Raw genomic sequence first — 17630 nt, 5'->3', positions numbered from 1 at the left:
TTAATTATTCCGTTTCCGGGAGAAAAATTTAGCTACGTTCGTTACCTTATCCAGGATTTTGCTGTCACTTCCGCTTACGGACATGATGAGTTCTCCTTTAATTCCCGGGGCTCCCGTGTTATGACTAACATCTGCTACTGGCGCAGGTGTTGAAGTGGGGATTCCGGCGGCTATAACGGTTTCTTTTTCGGCTATACCAACCGAATGACTGTTATTCAATGCTACAGAGGGGGCGGCAACAGGGGCTACCTGTCTTTCCATAATTTCCTGCGTAGTATTTCTGGGAGGAGGAAGTTGAGGGTTTCCGGAAGACTCGGTTCTGGCCGATTGTGTGACAGCAGTTGTGGCTGCGCTTTCAGGATGCGTTTTTTCCTGAGCGGCCACCGTTCCATGGTTAATATTGGCGGGTTTAACATTTCGGGGTTGGACCGTTTCAGCAACTACATTCCTGGTATTGGCTGATTGTACTGTTTCCGGCACACCAGCAGGTACAGAGGAAGTTGCAGGTACTGTTCCTACCTGAGCAGATCTTTTCACGGCATCTGCCAATACCGGGTGTGAATGAGCTTGCCTGCCATTTTCCATTGGCATCATCCAAACCATAAAGCCGGCTACCACAGCGGCAGCGGCGCCCCACCATACGGCGGCAATCCGGTAAACAGGTTTACGGGAGTGCTTGTACAGCGAGGATTTATCAGGGAAAACTATTTGCTCGCTGTTATCCAGTTTGGACGCCAGCAGTAAATTCAATTCTTTTTGAGCGGCCGGGCGCTTTTCCAGGAAAGTGCTCAACTCCTTCTGCTCATCGCTGTTCAGTTCTCCATCCACATAGGAAAGCATTAATGCTTCCATGTTTGTGGGTACTGCGCCAGTTTTATACAAGGCTTGTTTATTATCAAACACAACATCCTCTTCTGGCAACAAGCGGGTGCTTTCCAACAGATCCAATTCCTGACGAATGGCAGGATGCTGGTCCAGGAATGCTTCCAATGCAGACATTTCTTCCTCTCTTAGCTCACCGTCGATGTAGCTGAGGAGAAAACCTTCATAGTTTGATATGTTAATATCTATAGCCAAATCCAATTATTAACAATTATAATAATATCAGATTACATTTTCCATTTTTACGAGATAGTTCTTCAGATGAATCCTGGCCCTGTGGAGATAAACTTTTACCTGTGAAGGGTTCAGATTCATGATTTCGCCTATTTCTTCGTAACTATATCCTTCATAATCCTTTAGCATTACCAGTGAGCGTTGGACTTCGCTCAGTTTGGCAAGTGCCTGTGCGATCACTTCCTTTGCGTTATGAACCTTATGATCCGCTATTTTTTCTTCTTCTTTAAACTGTTCCACCAGCGTTATACGCTTTACCTTACGGACATGATCGATCATATTGTGGTAGCCCACTGTAAACAGGTATGACTTGGCCTTTTCAAAAGGCACATCCTGACAGTGTTTCCACAATATTTCGAATGCGTTCTGTACAACATCCCGGGCATCTTCCGCGTTCTCTAAATTCTTGACAATGAAGCGAAAGAGATTGTCCGAGTACAGATCCACACATTTATTGTACTCCTTTTCCGTCATTCAGGTGGCGCGGGATTTTAGTGCTAATTTCCGACTAATACTTTTATGCCAATGCCCTGGATCAATTCCGGTCATCATTTTCCCACACCACAATGTCCACTCTATCACGAAAGCCAGTTGCAGGAACAGTTAGTAATATTCTGATAATCTTTTGTTTATATATATACAGAAACTTTATTCTCTGTAATTTCACTTAAGAATACCAGTTTTACATATCATGACTGTGACAATCATGATACTATTATGACGGAGACCAGTAACTAAATGTTACACCTGGGTCAAACTTTTTACCTGAAACTCCTGTTGTGCGCTAATCGATTGATAATCGTAATATTTTTAACATCGCAACAATTAATTACAAGATTTAAATCTGATAACTAAAGTATGAATACCAAGTTTACTGCCCGTTTGCGGGAAGAACTGGACGAAATTAACAAGGCCGGTCTGTATAAAAGAGAGCGAATTATTACTTCTGAACAAGGTGCTGAGATACAGGTAGGTGGCAATACTGTAATTAACTTTTGTGCCAATAACTACCTGGGGCTGTCCTCTCATCCAAAGGTGATTAAAGCGGCCAAAGATGCGATTGATACCCATGGATATGGCATGAGTAGTGTTCGTTTCATCTGCGGTACTCAGGATATTCACAGGGAACTGGAACAAAAGATCTCCAAATTCCTGGGAACGGAAGACACCATCCTTTACGTAGCAGCATTCGATGCTAATGGTGGCGTATTTGAGCCGCTGTTCAACGAACAGGATGCCATCATCTCCGATGCCCTCAACCATGCTTCCATTATCGACGGGGTACGTCTTTGCAAGGCACAGCGTTTCCGTTACGAACATAATAACATGGCCGATCTGGAGGCCAAACTCCAGGAAGCTAAAGACTGCCGCAGCCGCATTATCGTTACAGATGGCTCTTTCAGCATGGATGGTACTATCGCCCAGCTGGATAAAATCTGTGAACTGGCAGATAAATATGATGCAATTGTAATGTCTGACGAAAGCCATTCCTCCGGCTTCCTGGGTAAAACAGGTCGTGGTACCCACGAGTACCGCGGCGTAATGGGTCGTGTAGATATTATCACTGGTACTTTGGGTAAAGCACTGGGTGGCGCATCCGGCGGTTTTACCAGCGGTCCTAAAGAGGTAATCGACATTCTGCGTCAGCGCAGCCGCCCTTATCTGTTCTCCAACTCAGTAGCTCCAAGCATCGTAGGCGCTTCTATCGCCGTACTGGATATGTTGAGCGAAACTACCGAGCTGCGTGATAAACTGGAATACAACACCAAATACTTCCGTACTAAAATGACGGAAGCAGGTTTCGACATCAAACCTGGCGATCACCCTATCGTTCCTGTAATGCTGTACGATGCGGTACTTAGCCAGCAATTTGCCGATAAACTTCTCCAGGAAGGCATCTATGTAATTGGTTTCTTCTTCCCGGTAGTTCCAAAAGAACAGGCGCGTATCCGTGTTCAGCTGAGCGCTGCCCATGAACAGGAACACCTGGATAAAGCGATTGCCGCCTTCACCAAAGTGGGTAAAGAACTGGGCGTTATCAAATAATTCAGCTCCTTAATAAATAATGGCCGAATGGCACAAGGTGCGCATACACTTTGTGCCATTCGGCTTTATACTTACTTTTGCAGCACCAAATCACAAAGACATGATGAAACAACTCGGCTGGGTACTGGCAGTGGTCATGATTTCACTGACAGCCTGTGCGCCAAATAACGTTAAAGAAGAAAAAGGCTGGGAAAAGTATTTTAGCCAATATAAGGTAGAAGGTACCTTCATGTTGTTTAACAATAGCCAGGGAGTATTCAAGGTGTATAACCTCGACCGCGCAAAAGAACGTTTCCTCCCCGCTTCCACCTTCAAAATCTTTAACTCGCTCGTGGGTCTGACAACCGGCGTTATCAAAGATACCGGTATGGTCATTCCATGGGATGGCGTTACCCGTGAAGTTCCGGGATGGAACCAGGACCTGAGCATGCAACAGGCTTTCAAACTGTCTGCCGTTCCATATTACCAGGAAGTGGCCCGCCGTATTGGAAAAGATCAGATGCAGATGTGGCTGGATTCTGTGAAGTATGGTAATATGAAAATCAGTCGTATAGATACTTTCTGGCTGGATAATACCCTCCAGATCTCTCCGGATGAGGAACTGGGATTTGTGAAAAAACTATACTTCGATCAGCTGCCTTTCTCCAAAACAGCTATGAAATCCGTTAGAGATGTAATGGTGATGGAGAAAACGCCTAAATATGAACTGAGCTACAAAACCGGCTGGGGCGTAGTGGGTAAGAAAAATATTGCCTGGGTAGTAGGATATATCGAAGAAAACAGACACCCTTCCTTCTTTGTCCTCAATTTCGAAACAGAGGACCCAAAGCTGGACCTGATAAAAGCGAGAATGGATATCCTCCGCAATATACTGACCGACGCAGGTTACTTTAAAGGCGAAATGTAAGGCGACTTTCATCTCCCTAAAAAATATTATAGCAAAACGCCGCCTATCGCGGCGTTTTCTTTTTTAGTCAACTCCGTTAAAAAATACCTAAACCCTGCCCTCAACTCTTGCAATACGTTACAAAAAAATTATTTTTGAGTTCTTACCTGGTTTACTACCGGTAACGAATATCTTAAAATAGCATATGTTACGATTTCAACATACTGAGTATTTATGGGGCCTGACACTGCTGCTGGTACTACAACTGGCTTTCCTTGCTGTGTCCTGGTGGAAACGCAGGTCCATCAAGCGTATGGGAGATCCCGCCCTGGTCGAAAAACTATTTACCGGATACTCACGTAAACTGTTTATTCTCAAATTCTTACTGATTTTCTTAGCCTTTTTCTTCGGCGTAGTTGGCCTGGCCAACCTGCAGAAAGGGAGCCGCATGGAGAAGATCACCCGTAAAGGCGTAGACGTAATCATCGCGCTGGATGTGAGCAAAAGTATGCTGGCCACAGATGTACAGCCAGACAGGCTTACTCGCGCTAAACAGCTGATTGCCAAACTAATGGACAAGCTGGAAAACGATCGTATCGGATTAGTAGTATTTGCTGGTAATGCTTACCTACAAATGCCGCTTACCATCGACTATTCCGCCGCCAAAATGTACCTGAGCACCGTAAACCCCGATATGATTCCTACACAGGGAACCGCCATCGGACAAGCCATAGAAACAGCCGACGATGCTTTCAATAAAAAGGAACGCAAACATAAAGCGCTCATTCTCATCTCCGATGGGGAAGACCATGACGAAACCGCCGCTTCAAAAACAAAAGCTGCCTTCGAAAATGGCGTGGTGGTTAATACCATCGGAATCGGCTCTCCTACCGGCTCTCCACTCCCCGACCCAGAAAACGGCGGATACAAAAAAGACCGGGAAGGAAATACAGTGATCTCCAAGCTCAATGAAACAGAGCTGAAAAGCATCGCCTACTCAGGACATGGTATCTACGAACACCTGGACAATAATACAGATGATGTGGTGAACTCTCTCGTAACAAAGATCGATGGCATGGAACAGAAAGAATTCGGAGAGAACATTTTTACTGACTATAACAGTTACTTCCAGTATTTCCTGGGAGTAGCCCTTGCACTCCTGCTGATTGAATTTTTTATCCCGGAAGTACGTCGTACCAAACGCACCGAACTTCCTTCATCAGTAGCTTAATATTGAAACGAATCATGAAGATACAGCTGATAAAATATAGTTTGATTGTCGCGGCACTTGTGCTGACAGGGCTCTTTGCTTCTGCTCAGCAAAAAGAAAGCTCCGGCAATAAGTATATCCGCAAAGGAAATGAACTGTACAACAAGCAGCAGTACGCTGATGCGGAAGCCAACTACAAAAAAGCGCTGGAACAGAATGCCCAGTCAGCCATTGGTAACTATAACCTCGGCAACTCGCTCTACCAGCAGAAACGCTATGACGAAGCCCGTACCCAATACGCCAACAGTCTCAAACTAGCGGATAAATCCGATACCAAATTTGACGCAGACTATAATATCGGAAACACTTTTATGGAGGGCAAAAAGTGGGAGGAAAGTATCAAGTCTTACAAACAAGCCTTGAAACTTAATCCTAAAGACGAAGATGCCCGCTATAACCTCGCATACGCCCAAGCCATGCTGAAAAAACAACAAGGCGGCGGAGGCGGAAAAGATAAAGACAATAACAAAGACAAGAATAAAGACAACAAGGATAAAAACAAGGATAAGAATAAAGATAACAAGGACAACAAAGACAAGGATAAAGATAAAGACAAGGATAAGGATAAAGACAAGCAAAATAAGGATCAGCAGAACAAAGACCAGAACAAAGACCAGAACAAAGATCAAAAAGATCAGAACAAGGATAAGAAAGATCAGGAGCAACAAAAGCCTGAGCCGCAGCCCAGCAAAATGAATAAACAAGAAGCAGAAAGGCTGCTGCAAGCCCTCTCCCAGAAAGAGAAAGAGCTCCAGGATAAAAACAAAAAAATGAAAGGACAGGTAGTTCCAGTAGAAAAAGACTGGTAACAATCATCTTCAAAATAAAACAGCGATGCCGTCTCTACTGATTAGAGACGGCATCGCTGTTTTTACATATGAGTGAAGATACCAGCCCTCAGCTGCTCTTTATACTTATCCGTTATCTATTCTGCCGATTAACTCCAGGTCATCACTCTTGTCATTAATCAGGCTGGATATCCTCCTCAAATGCCCGTTTGCACCTATCTATTTCACTGATTGCAGTACAGTTCCCTCTTTAATCTCATCTGTTGCGTTCTGAACAATGATATCATTGTCCGATAAACTACCGAATATTTCTACTTTTCCATTTGATTCGTTTCCTCTCTGAACGGGAACCCATACTGCTTTGCTATTCACAGATTTTATAATGAATACTTTTTCTGAATTGCTGACGATAGCTCCTTTAGGCACTACATATACATCCTTCTTCCCTGGTAACGGCACATTCACTTCTGCATACATGCCCGGCAACAGTTTACCATCGCTGTTATTAATGTCCATTTCCAGCTGCTCGGAACGCAAACGCGTATCCAGACTTCCGGCTATACGATTTACCTGCGCGTTGAAAGTATCTCCAGGTAAAGATTTCACAGTAAACTTCACGGAAGATGCATGACGGATATCGTCTGTATATATTTCAGGAACGGCCACGGCTAAACGTAGTTTTTTCTGTTCTTCCAATCGGAACAACGGTTTATCTGACCCTTTCCCCGCAGGTCCTACATAAGTTCCCGGGTGAATATTACGCTGACTGATAATACCGCTGAAAGGTGCACGTATTACCAGGTAGCCCAGCATTTGTTGCACTTCCTGGAAGGAAGATCTGGCAGACAACAGCTCCGCGCTGTCGGCACTCATTTTCTCGAAAGCCATATCCAGGTCATTGGGGGAAATGGTTCCGGGTACGCGACTGGTTTTCAACAAGCGGTTGTAAGTGGCCTTACTGGCACGAAACATCGCCTCCTTGGTATGTAGTCTGGACTGCGCTTCCAGCAATTGCGTATTCATTTCAGGCGCATCCAGAGTAGCCAATACCTGTCCGGCACTGACCTGGCTGCCCATATCCACATTTACTACTTTCACATAGCTATTTACTTTGGCATAGAGATCTGCAAACTGGTACGGCTTTACTTCTCCTGGAAGTTTCAACTGCGCTTCCAGTTGGCTTTTCTGCAATTGCAGCACTTTTACCTGTACTACATTATTATGCGCTGCCTCTTCATTATCCTCTGCTTTGATGCTATGACAGCTGGCCCAGAGTAACCCCAGCGGCAATAATGCAACTGTGGCAAGTGTAGCGTATGAAGGTCTGATATTTTTTATAGTCATGATGTTATGGTCGTTTATGCGTGATGGTTATACGTATTTGGGTCCAGGTACATAATGCTGGCTGTTTTCATCTTCCGGATCCAGGGAAACAGATTTGATAGACGTTTTCTGTTGTGCCCAGGAGAATACCAGCGGCAGTATTAATAAAGAGGCTATGGTACTGGCAATCAACCCGCCAATTACTGCCCTTCCCAGCGGAGCGGTCTGGTCGCCGGCCTCACCTAGGCCTGAAGCCATCGGAATCATACCCACTGCCATCGCTATACTGGTCATTAGAATCGGCCGTAGCCTGATGGAAGTACCCTCCAGCGCTGATCTTCGGGCATCGCCATTCTCCAGACGCAATTTTTCCGCGTTAGTAATTAGTAGAATAGCGTTAGACACGGATACGCCGACAGACATAATTATTCCCATGTACGATTGCAGATTCAAGGTGGAACCGGTTATCAGCAGCATGATTAATGAACCCGCCAATACGGCTGGCACTGTAGCCAGCGAAACAAATGCCACCCGGAATGATTGGAAATTAGCCGCCAGCAACAAAAGTATCACGATGATGGCTACCAGTAACCCAGACTGCAAACTATCCAAAGTATCATTGAGGAGATTCATCAATCCGCGTTTCTCCACAGTTATGCCTCGCGGAGGCTCTCCTACGCGGTGAATCGCGTCTTCCACTGCCCTTGCTGCACTTCCTAAATCCTGTTTATTAATATTCGCACCGATAGATAATATACGCACGGCTCCAACCCTGTCATACTGACCAATCACGGTATCCGGCACAAGGCTGGCCACATCTCCCAGAGAAGGCCGCGCCCTGTCCTTACTCAATGGAATAGCCTCCAGATCGCTGATGGCAGCCATCTCATTCTCCGGCACCGCCACCTGCACAAAATAGGACGTGGCATTCTTTTCATCCAACCATACGTTTTTCTCTGTAAAGCGGCTGGAAGAAGTAGCTGCTGTCAGCGACCTTGATATCTCCCCTACAGATACGCCCAGTTGTGCCGCCCTTTCTCTGTCTATATTAATACGAATAGCAGGATAATCCAGGGCCTGATTCAGATGCACATCCCGCAGATATGGGATCTTCTTCATCTCTGCCAGTATTTTCTCCGCGAACGGCCTGCTATCCTTCAGATTCTTACCCATGACCGCCACTTCTATCGGCGTACTGGCGCCCTGACTCATCACTTTATCCGTCAGGTCTATTGGTTCGAATGTCATGGTAACTTCCGGCATTTCTGCGTGTATACGTTTACGTAGTTTTTCCTTCAACTGATCCAGGTTGATCTTGAAATCTTCCTTCAGATTTACCTGTAATACGGCTTCATTAGGGCCGGCCATAAACAGGTAAATCGGGTTAGTTGAATAGGAAGACGGATGCATACCAATGAAAGAGGAAGTGATATCGATGTTCTTCGCTCCCACTATATCTTTCAGGATGTCCGTTGATTTGAGAAGCATGGTTTCCGTTCTTTCGAGGCGGGTACCGGTAGGCTCTTTGAGCCTTAATTGAAATTGTCCGTTATTCAGTTTAGGTAATATGTCACGACCTATAATACTCATACAAAGCACCACTATTCCTATTATTCCAAGGAAGTAAGTAGCAATGACCAGCTTCCGACGTTTCATCAACGTTTCCAGCAATCCCATAAAACGCAGTTTGAACTTATCAAACCTGGAAAGCGTTTGTGGGTGTTGTTTTTCATCGGCCAGTTCAGTTTCTATATAACCGGCAGATTTATGCGTTTCGTTGCTGTATACATGATGATGTCCGCCATGATGCTGGAATTTCTCTGCCTTCAGCATCCAGTTTGCCAATACCGGCACCATTGTCTGCGATAAGAGGTAAGAAGCAATCATAGAAAATCCGATGGCCAGCGACAACGGCAGAAACATTGCTCTTGGTACGCCGGTCATGGTAAAGGAGGGTACAAACACTGCCAGGATACACAGTAATATCAGCAATTTAGGAAACGCAATTTCCTGACAAGCATGCCAGATGGCCTGTGCCTTGGTTTTACCCATCTCCAGATGCTGGTGAATATTTTCAATGGTAACAGTAGACTCGTCAACCAAAATACCAATCGCTAACGCCAATCCGGAAAGGGTCATGATATTGATGGTTTGGCCGGCCAGCTTGAGGAACATAACGCCTGTTATCACAGAAACCGGAATGGTAATGATAACGATGTAAGCGCTTCTGCGATCTCCCAGGAACAACAGTACCATGAGTGCCGTCAGTATTGCGCCGATGACGCCCTCGCTGATCAGACTTTTCACCGCATTTACCACGTATACACTTTGGTCAAATACGAAAGATACCTTCACATCTTCCGGTAGCAGCTTTTGTATGCCAGGCAAGGCTTTCTTCAGGTTATTCACCACTGTCCATGTACTGGCATCCGCAGTTTTGATGACAGGCAGATACACCGAGCGTTTACCATTAATTACGGCATAACTGGAGGTGATATCGGCGGCATCTTCTACTTTGGCCACATCTCTTACAAAGATGGTAGGACCGCTGCCAGCCACCAGGGGAATATTTTCAAACTCTTTTACTGTCCGAATTACTGTATTGGCCGGCGTGAGATAGGTAATATCGCCGATACGCACGTTACCGGCAGGAGAAATCTGGTTATTATCTTTTACAGCAGCCACAATCTGATCGGGCGTCAGATTATGACTACGCATCAACGCCGGATCTACGTGAATAACGATTGTACGAGAGTTTCCTCCGAAAGGCGCAGGCGCCGTTAATCCGGCGATGCGACTGAAAGAAGGACGTACAACTGTCATTGCCAGATCCTGTAGTTCGTTATTGCCACGGGTAGGACTACTGAGTGCCAGCTGTCCGATTGGCAACGTGGAAGCATCGAAGCGTATAATAAACGGAGGTTGAGTACCAGAGGGCATTGCGGAGAATGCACGATTAGCCATTGCCGTTACCTCTGCTGCTGCCTGTGCCATGTTAGTTCCTTCGTAGAAAGAGATCTTAATCATGGTGAGGCCCTGGATATTTTTGGCTTCAATATCTTTTACCCCTGTAACATACAGAAACAGGTTGGAGTAGTTGGTGGCAATGAATCCTTCCATTTGCTGCGGCGACATACCACCATATGGTTGGGAAACATAGATAGCCGGGAGATTCAGGTCAGGGAAGATATCAATTTTGATCGTCCTCACTGCGCTTATACCGAAGAACAACAGGCCTGCCACTACCACCATGATAGCAATTGGTTTGCGCAGGGCCGTTCTGATTAAATTCATTGGATTACTTGTTATGATTAAACCATCCTGCGATTAGAGCTGACTCAGGAAAACCTGGAGATCCCCAATTGTAGCAGCTTTATACAGCAATGCCTGCCATACGCCATTGTAGGCGATATCGCGGTCTGTTTCAGCACGATTAATATTATACAGTGCCTGTGAGAGGTCTGCGATATCACTCAGCCCATTTTCATACAGCGTGCTCTTTTGCAAGAACGCATCTGCCGCGGCTTTCAGTCCTACAGGCGCTTCTTTATACTTCTTAAAAGCATTCAGCAATTGTGATTCTGACAGCACCAGTTGTTGACGCAGCCGATGATGTTGCTGTGTATATTCATTCTTCAGCGCTTCAGTTGTATAATGCTGACGAGCCGCCTGCGAATGGGTGCGCCAGAGATCTGTTACCGTCCAGGAGAGGTTAAGGCCCAACAGATAATTGCTGCGGTTTGGAGAGACGCCATCCCAGTAACCACTGCTGTAGCTATTCAGATTCGCCGCACTGTAGTCAGCATTAAATCCTGACCCGCGTGTTTGCATAACGCCCATTAGGGAAAGTCGGGGCATCACATTCTTTGCAATAAACTGTTGATTCGCTTCACTCAGGTGGATGCGGGTGGAGTAGTATTTCAGCAATGGTTGCTGCATGATGTTGATGGAATCATGCGTCTCCTGTGGCTGCAACATTTCATTCGGAATCTTGGAAATGAACGTGGTATCCAACTGGAAGTCCTGCGGAGTCACATCCATCATTTCCGCCAGTTTGTTGCTCTGTTGCAGCATGTAGGCATCTGCATCAATCAGCGACAATTTCGCTTTGGATACTTCTGCATTAGCGATGGAACTGTCTACACCGGCATTCAGTCCATTCAAAGCGCGGGAAACAATCATTCGTTGTAGTTCCTGTGCGCGTTGCAGATTGGATTCCATCGACTTACGGAGCCTTTGTGCTGCCAGTAAGTTGAGATATGCGCCAGCAATCCTGACTTGTTGTTCGAATTTTTCCTGTTCAAGATCAGCATTGCTATTATCCAGTTGTTGTTTCGCCATTTCCACTTTGGCTACTCTTCTACCGAATGTGACTACATCCCAGGAGATGTTGGCGAGGTATAATCCACCGAAGGCGGCATTCCAGTTTTGACTGGGGAGAACCGGGCCGGAAGCGCCGGTGGTCCATCCTTTATATCCCCACATAGGGCCATTTTGGCCATTTACAGTACCATAGCTGTTTTGAGCAGAGAGATTCAGGTCCGGGAGGAATTCACGCTTCACAGTATGCACATTTTCCACTGCGGCACGGGCGTAGTTCTCTTTAGCTTTAAGCGACTGATAATTATTCAACCCTGTTTTCAGGGCATCCTGTAGGCGGAGGGTCTGGGTTTGGGCCGTCACAACTACAGAACAGCTTCCTGTGGCCAAAGCCACCAGGAAAAGCGGTTTCCAGATGTTCATACATTAATCTATAGCGTCCAATAAAAGCAAGGCAAATAAGTGATGGCAAAGGTAGAGCGACACCATTTTATCTTTATTGGACAATTGGGGTATTGACTTGTACTATTTGAACATCATGTCTCTGAAATCTTGTGGAGAGATACCTGTATTATTTTTAAAAAAGCGGCTAAAGTAAGCAGGGTCCTCGAATCCGAGCTCATAGCATATCTCTTTGACGCTCTTGTGACTAAAGGCCAGACTGCGTTTTGCTTCCAGGACCAGTCGTTCATGCAATAATTCGGTCACGGTGCAACTGGTAGATTCCTTGGTAATTTCGTTTAGTCGTTTGGGGGTGAGTGCAAACGTATTGGCGTAGAAGCCCACCTGGTGCTCAGTACGGAAATGTTCTTCAATCAACCGGCGTAACTGTACCACTCTGGCATCATGCTGATAAGGCATCATGGTTTCTGCCGCATTACGTTTCTTTTCTCTTTCCAGCAGCAACAGGAACGCATTCAGGTAATGCTTGATCACACTTCGGCTGCAGGCTGTTCCCGTCACTTCCCGCTCCATTAGCTGCGACAGCAAGGCTAGTGATTCGGAAACACAGGTTCCCAGCCGTATAGGTCCGTATCCATGCCAACTATTGAACAGGTAAGTAAAATCGTACAGTGTACCTTGATCGTTTTTATTGGCGAAATAAAACTTCTCTGTAAACATGATGGAGGTCCCTTCCCGGTCGCAATCCAGCTGATGGACCTGACCCGGCCTAAGCAGGAATACCATATTGTCTTCCATCTCATACCAGACAAAATCCACCATATGCCTGCCAGCGGCCTTGGTGAACCAAATGATCTGAAAGTGGTCGTGACGGTGCGGTTCGTGGGTAAGCGCGTTGGAAAAACTTCCCAGCGGGAAGATATGGAACTGTCCTGTGAAGGGGAGTTCCTGATATGGAATATCCGGGCTTTTGTTAACTAACATAATCTCCCCTCAAAAATAAAGGAATTATTTGCCAGGCCCCGTGCCGCTCGTGGAAATTTAATGTAGCTTTAAGTGTCGGGAAATTGAAGCCCTCTTTCTTAACTTTGCGAAGCAAGGAAAACATAATCGCATGCAACTTTATTGCAATTCATTAACTACCTACAAACGTCTGGACACCCTGGAGGTGAAAGTGGGGGATCTTATAATAGGAAACCATCATCCTATCCGTATTCAGACCATGACCACCACCGACACGCTGGATACTGCCGCCACTGTGGCGCAGACCATTCGTTGTATCGAAGCAGGAGCTGAGCTGGTAAGGATCACAGCCCCCAGTAAAAAAGAAGCGGAAAACCTGTTGGAAATCAAAAAAGAGCTTCGCCGCCAAGGGTATCATACTCCCCTTGTCGCAGATATACATTTTACTCCTAATGCCGCCGAGATTGCAGCACGTATAGTAGAAAAAGTACGTATTAATCCAGGGAATTATGTAGATAAAAAGAAATTTGAGACGCTGGATTACACGGATGCTGAATACCAGGAAGAGATTGACCGTATTCGCGAACGCTTTACTCCCCTGGTAAAAATTTGTCAGGAACATGGAACTGCCATGCGTATTGGTACGAACCATGGTTCTCTCAGCGATCGTATTATGAGTCGCTATGGAGACACGCCTATGGGAATGGTAGAGAGCGCTATGGAATTCCTGCGTATTGCGGAAGACCTGCGTTACCGCAATATTGTACTGAGTATGAAAGCCAGCAATCCGCAGGTAATGGTACAGGCTTACCGTCTCCTTGTGCAGACCATGCAGCAGGAACTGGGTCATTGTTATCCACTGCACCTGGGCGTAACAGAAGCCGGCGATGGAGAAGATGGTCGTATCAAATCTGCCATCGGCATCGGTACCCTCCTGGAAGACGGTGTGGGCGATACCATCCGCGTTTCCCTCACTGAAGATCCGGAATTCGAACTCCCAGTATGCCGGGATATCGTGAAAAGATATACCAGTCGCCCGGAAACAAAGGAAGCCACCACGCGTCCTCTGATCCAGGTTCCCTACTCTCCTTTCACTTACAAACGCAGAGAAACGGAACAGGTAGAAAATATCGGCAGTAAACATGTACCGGTAGTAGTAGCTGATTTCAGCGCTGCCAGCAACTTACAGCCTACAGATCTGCAGGCCATCGGTTATCATTACGATGAACCAACCGACAAATGGAACATTGCAGATGCAGCAGCAGATTATATTTACACAGGTAATACGGTTCCGTCATTTGGTCTGCCAGGTACGCTTCGCGTGATCCTGAACAGCGATAAATGGAATGCCTTAGCCGACAAACAAAATGTACTGCCCTACTTCGATACGGCCGCTTATGTGACCGCATTCAAGGACGGACAAACAGGTAAAGAGAACTTCGTGTCTGTCAACTGCGACGATCTCGACACTCCAGCCATTGAAAGTTTACTGGAACTGGCAGCAGACAAGCATTTCTCTGCTTCTACCGTATTCTGTGCTGTAGCCAGCGGGCCTTCCGCTATGGCGAATGTGCGCAGATTCTTCACTGTACTGCTGGAAAAAAACATCACCATTCCTGTAATCATCCATAGTATCAGTCATCAGGCAAGTGCAGATGAGCACCTGATTCACCATGCTACTGAAGCCGGCGCCTTATTACTGGATGGGTTTGGAGATGGCCTCTGGTTATCTAATCCACAGGACGAAGCGGCTCAGCGCGGCACACTCAATAATATCGCCTTTGGTATCCTTCAAGCCACACGTACCCGCATCTCCAAGACAGAATATATTTCCTGTCCATCTTGTGGTCGTACGTTGTTTGATTTACAGGAGACGACTGCCCGCATTCGTGCAGTCACCCATCACTTAAAAGGCGTGAAAATCGCCATTATGGGATGTATTGTAAATGGTCCGGGAGAAATGGCAGATGCCGACTTCGGATATGTAGGCAGCGGCGTTGGAAAAATCACGCTGTACAGAGGAAAAGAGATTGTGAAACGCGGGCTCAACAGTGATGTTGCCGTAGACGAGCTCATCAATCTTATCCGGGATAATGGCATGTGGGTGGAGAAAAATTAAATCTTGCTTAAAAGGCGTTAAGATTTGTTAAAAAAATGGAGGGAATTGAAAAATTTCTTATTTTTTAGGAAACATTCATTCTTATGAAACAATTCCTCACAGGCATTCTGGCTATGTTTCTAGGTATAGCCGTTGCCTCTGCCCAAGCACCTGCAACTGCCCCGGTAAAAAAAGAAGCCAAAGCGAAGACTGAGCATGCAAAAGCTAAAACTGAACAGGCTAAAACTGAAGCAAAATCTGCTAAAACTGAAGCCAAATCTGACGCTAAAGCCGCTAAGACTGAAGCTAAAGCCGCTAAAACCGAAGCTAAGACTACAGCCACTACCACAGGCGAGCATCTGAAAAAAGATGGCACTCCTGACAAACGTTACAAAGACAATGCTACTGCAGCACCAGCAAAAGCTGCCGGACCTCTGAAAAAGAATGGTACTCCGGATATGCGCTACAAAGCAAATAATCCTAATGCAGGAAAAAAGAAATCTTAAATAAAAAAACAAACGGGTCGCTATAGCGGCCCGTTTGTTTTTTTATTTTTGTCTGCATGAAAAAACTGATCCTGATACTGGCAGCTGTGATGACTATCACTGCCCACTATGCCACTGCCCAGCAGAAAACCCGTTATAAAGCGATTTACCAGCTTAACAGTGACGATGATAAAGTAATCCGCGCTACACTCCGCAACATCAAAAATGCACTGGAAGATCCTCGTTTGCAGAAGAAAGTAACCATCGAACTCGTTGCCCACGGCAATGGCGTAGCTGCATTCCGTAAAGACCATCCTTACGAAGAATTACTGCAAGATCTGAAAACCAGAGGCGTATTGTTAGTAGAATGTGAGAATACACTCCGGGAGCGCAACATTGTAAAGGAAGATCTCTTTCCTTTCATCAGCTATACGCCCAGTGGAAATGGCGAACTGATTATCAGGCAGGCCGAAGGTTGGTCCTATGTTCATCCATAATAGCGGATTTTACTTATTTTTAGTGCATGTTCGATTTCAGACTCAAAGTATTTCATACCGTAGCCAAGCGCCTGAGTTTTACCAAGGCAGCTGAAGAGCTTTACATCTCCCAACCGGCCGTTACCAAGCATATCCACGAATTGGAGCAACAACTAGGAATGGCTGTCTTTGAGCGCATCGGCAACCGTATTAAGCTCACCAGGGCCGGTCAGCTGGTCATGCATCATACTGAAATCATCTTTACGGACTACCGCAATCTGGAATATGATATTAACCAGTTGAAACATACACAGGGAGGCATGCTGCCAATTGGCGCCAGCAGCACCATTGCGCAGTACCTGATTCCTCCCCTGCTGGCCAAATTCAACCAGCGATATCCGGATGTGAAAACATCTCTTACCAGTGGTAATACAGAACAAATTGAGCAGGCACTGTTTGAAAAAAGCATACAACTAGGTATTATTGAAGGAAGCTCCAAAAATCCACAGTTGAAGTATGTAGAGTTTGCAAAAGATGAGATTGTACTGGTAGGAAATCCCAAGCATTCCTACGGTAATGGAGAACCGTTATCGGCGCAGGAGTTGAAGAGTATTCCTTTGTTGATGCGGGAGCATGGCTCTGGTACGCTGGAAGTGATTACGGAGGAGCTGAAACGCCTTAAATTGAAGATCACTGATCTGAATATAGCGATGTATATGGGTAGTACAGAGAGTATTAAGTCCTATCTGCATCATGCTCCTTGTGCTGCATTTATTTCCTTGCATGCTGTACAACGGGAATTGGAAGCGGGCGAATTTGTTATTCTGCCGGTGAAGAATTTCAAATTGGTAAGGAAGCTGCATTTTACCTATTTACAGGGGCAACAGGATAAGCTCGCGCAGTTATTTATCCGTTTTACAAAGCAACAGGTCACAGAATAATCAACTTTGTTGAGGCCGGGGAAGGTGCCAGTAGAGCATGTCCCCGGACTTATATCCCAATTTCATTCCTATCTTCTGCAATACGCGCAGTGAAGCGATATTAATGGTATCGCATTCCGCTACAATTCTTCTCACGGGCGAATTTGAAAAGGCCCAGTCAATAAGGGCAGTGGCAGCTTCTTTCATATATCCTCTTCCCCGGTAAGGTGGTAATAGGTAATAGCTCAGTTCTGCCTGGCCGTCTTTGTCTGGCCGACCTTTAAATCCAACATTTCCTATCAGTGTTTTATCTTTTTCAGAAACAATCAGCCACATGAGCCAGGGGAATGATTTTGGATCATGTTGTAGCATTTCAATAAAGTAAGGCAATATCTCCTTCATCTCTTCCGGTGGCCATCCTGAGGGTATATATACATCCAGGTCATCGGCAACAGGCGCTTGTCCCAGATACAGGCGGGTAAGCAACGGCAGCCGACACGGGTACACCAGTAGTCGCTCTGTTTTCAGGGGTAACAT

The 17630-nt window shown here is 45.8% G+C and carries 15 protein-coding genes; 8 read left to right on the top strand and 7 right to left on the bottom strand.

Annotation, left to right across the window (positions count from 1 at the left end; all coding sequences use genetic code 11):
- Both CLV59_RS06995 and CLV59_RS06990 read right to left on the bottom strand, forming a co-directional pair.
- Positions 1-1077, bottom strand: coding sequence for a hypothetical protein (locus CLV59_RS06995; RefSeq protein ID WP_146616139.1), 1077 nt, complete (start codon positions 1075-1077; stop codon positions 1-3).
- Between the two features lie 27 nt (positions 1078-1104).
- Entirely contained in the window at positions 1105-1590 is a 486-nt protein-coding gene (locus tag CLV59_RS06990) for an RNA polymerase sigma factor (RefSeq protein WP_111591301.1), read from the bottom strand.
- A gap of 384 nt (positions 1591-1974) precedes the next feature.
- Between CLV59_RS06990 and kbl the strand changes: the two genes are divergently transcribed.
- The 4 genes from kbl to CLV59_RS06970 all read left to right on the top strand — a co-directional run bounded on the left by kbl (position 1975) and on the right by CLV59_RS06970 (position 6127).
- On the top strand, positions 1975-3162 hold the full coding sequence (gene kbl, locus CLV59_RS06985) for a glycine C-acetyltransferase (RefSeq protein ID WP_111591300.1): 1188 nt from the start codon (positions 1975-1977) through the stop codon (positions 3160-3162).
- 100 nt (positions 3163-3262) lie between these two features.
- Positions 3263-4069 carry a class D beta-lactamase gene (blaOXA, locus tag CLV59_RS06980; RefSeq protein WP_245950823.1) on the top strand — a complete coding sequence of 269 codons (807 nt, stop codon included), beginning with the start codon at positions 3263-3265 and terminating at the stop codon, positions 4067-4069.
- 184 nt (positions 4070-4253) lie between these two features.
- Positions 4254-5279 carry a VWA domain-containing protein gene (locus tag CLV59_RS06975; protein ID WP_111591299.1) on the top strand — a complete coding sequence of 342 codons (1026 nt, stop codon included), beginning with the start codon at positions 4254-4256 and terminating at the stop codon, positions 5277-5279.
- Positions 5280-5293: 14 nt separating this feature from the next.
- On the top strand, positions 5294-6127 hold the full coding sequence (locus CLV59_RS06970; RefSeq protein ID WP_111591298.1) for a tetratricopeptide repeat protein: 834 nt from the start codon (positions 5294-5296) through the stop codon (positions 6125-6127).
- Between the two features lie 198 nt (positions 6128-6325).
- Here CLV59_RS06970 and CLV59_RS06965 read toward each other — a convergent pair whose 3' ends face one another.
- The 4 genes from CLV59_RS06965 to CLV59_RS06950 form a co-directional block, all read right to left on the bottom strand.
- Positions 6326-7450 (bottom strand): efflux RND transporter periplasmic adaptor subunit, encoded by a 1125-nt coding sequence (locus tag CLV59_RS06965; RefSeq protein ID WP_111591297.1) that lies wholly within the window; start codon positions 7448-7450, stop codon positions 6326-6328.
- Positions 7451-7477: 27 nt separating this feature from the next.
- Positions 7478-10723: an efflux RND transporter permease subunit gene (locus tag CLV59_RS06960; RefSeq protein WP_111591296.1), complete on the bottom strand. Its 3246-nt coding sequence runs from the start codon at positions 10721-10723 to the stop codon at positions 7478-7480.
- Between the two features lie 33 nt (positions 10724-10756).
- The gene (locus CLV59_RS06955; RefSeq protein WP_111591295.1) at positions 10757-12172 is read right to left on the bottom strand and encodes a TolC family protein; all 1416 of its coding nucleotides are present in this window, start codon (positions 12170-12172) and stop codon (positions 10757-10759) included.
- 102 nt (positions 12173-12274) lie between these two features.
- The gene (locus tag CLV59_RS06950) at positions 12275-13135 is read right to left on the bottom strand and encodes a helix-turn-helix domain-containing protein (RefSeq protein WP_111591294.1); all 861 of its coding nucleotides are present in this window, start codon (positions 13133-13135) and stop codon (positions 12275-12277) included.
- 130 nt (positions 13136-13265) lie between these two features.
- On the opposite strand from CLV59_RS06950, the gene ispG reads away from it, so the two are divergent.
- The 4 genes from ispG to CLV59_RS06930 all read left to right on the top strand — a co-directional run bounded on the left by ispG (position 13266) and on the right by CLV59_RS06930 (position 17114).
- Positions 13266-15233, top strand: a complete 1968-nt coding sequence (gene ispG / locus CLV59_RS06945) for a (E)-4-hydroxy-3-methylbut-2-enyl-diphosphate synthase (RefSeq protein WP_111591293.1) — start codon at positions 13266-13268, stop codon at positions 15231-15233.
- Between the two features lie 83 nt (positions 15234-15316).
- The gene (locus tag CLV59_RS06940) at positions 15317-15718 is read left to right on the top strand and encodes a hypothetical protein (RefSeq protein WP_111591292.1); all 402 of its coding nucleotides are present in this window, start codon (positions 15317-15319) and stop codon (positions 15716-15718) included.
- Positions 15719-15774: 56 nt separating this feature from the next.
- A complete protein-coding gene (locus CLV59_RS06935; protein WP_111591291.1) occupies positions 15775-16194 on the top strand; it encodes a DsrE family protein in 420 nt (139 codons plus the stop codon).
- 26 nt (positions 16195-16220) lie between these two features.
- Positions 16221-17114 (top strand): LysR family transcriptional regulator, encoded by an 894-nt coding sequence (locus CLV59_RS06930; RefSeq protein WP_111591290.1) that lies wholly within the window; start codon positions 16221-16223, stop codon positions 17112-17114.
- Here CLV59_RS06930 and CLV59_RS06925 read toward each other — a convergent pair whose 3' ends face one another.
- Entirely contained in the window at positions 17115-17630 is a 516-nt protein-coding gene (locus CLV59_RS06925) for a GNAT family N-acetyltransferase (protein WP_111591289.1), read from the bottom strand.

The organism is Chitinophaga dinghuensis (genome assembly GCF_003259435.1).
GTDB lineage: Bacteria > Bacteroidota > Bacteroidia > Chitinophagales > Chitinophagaceae > Chitinophaga > Chitinophaga dinghuensis.
The sequence above is the reverse complement of the archived record's forward strand: the minus strand, read 5'-3'. Positions and strand labels throughout refer to the sequence as shown.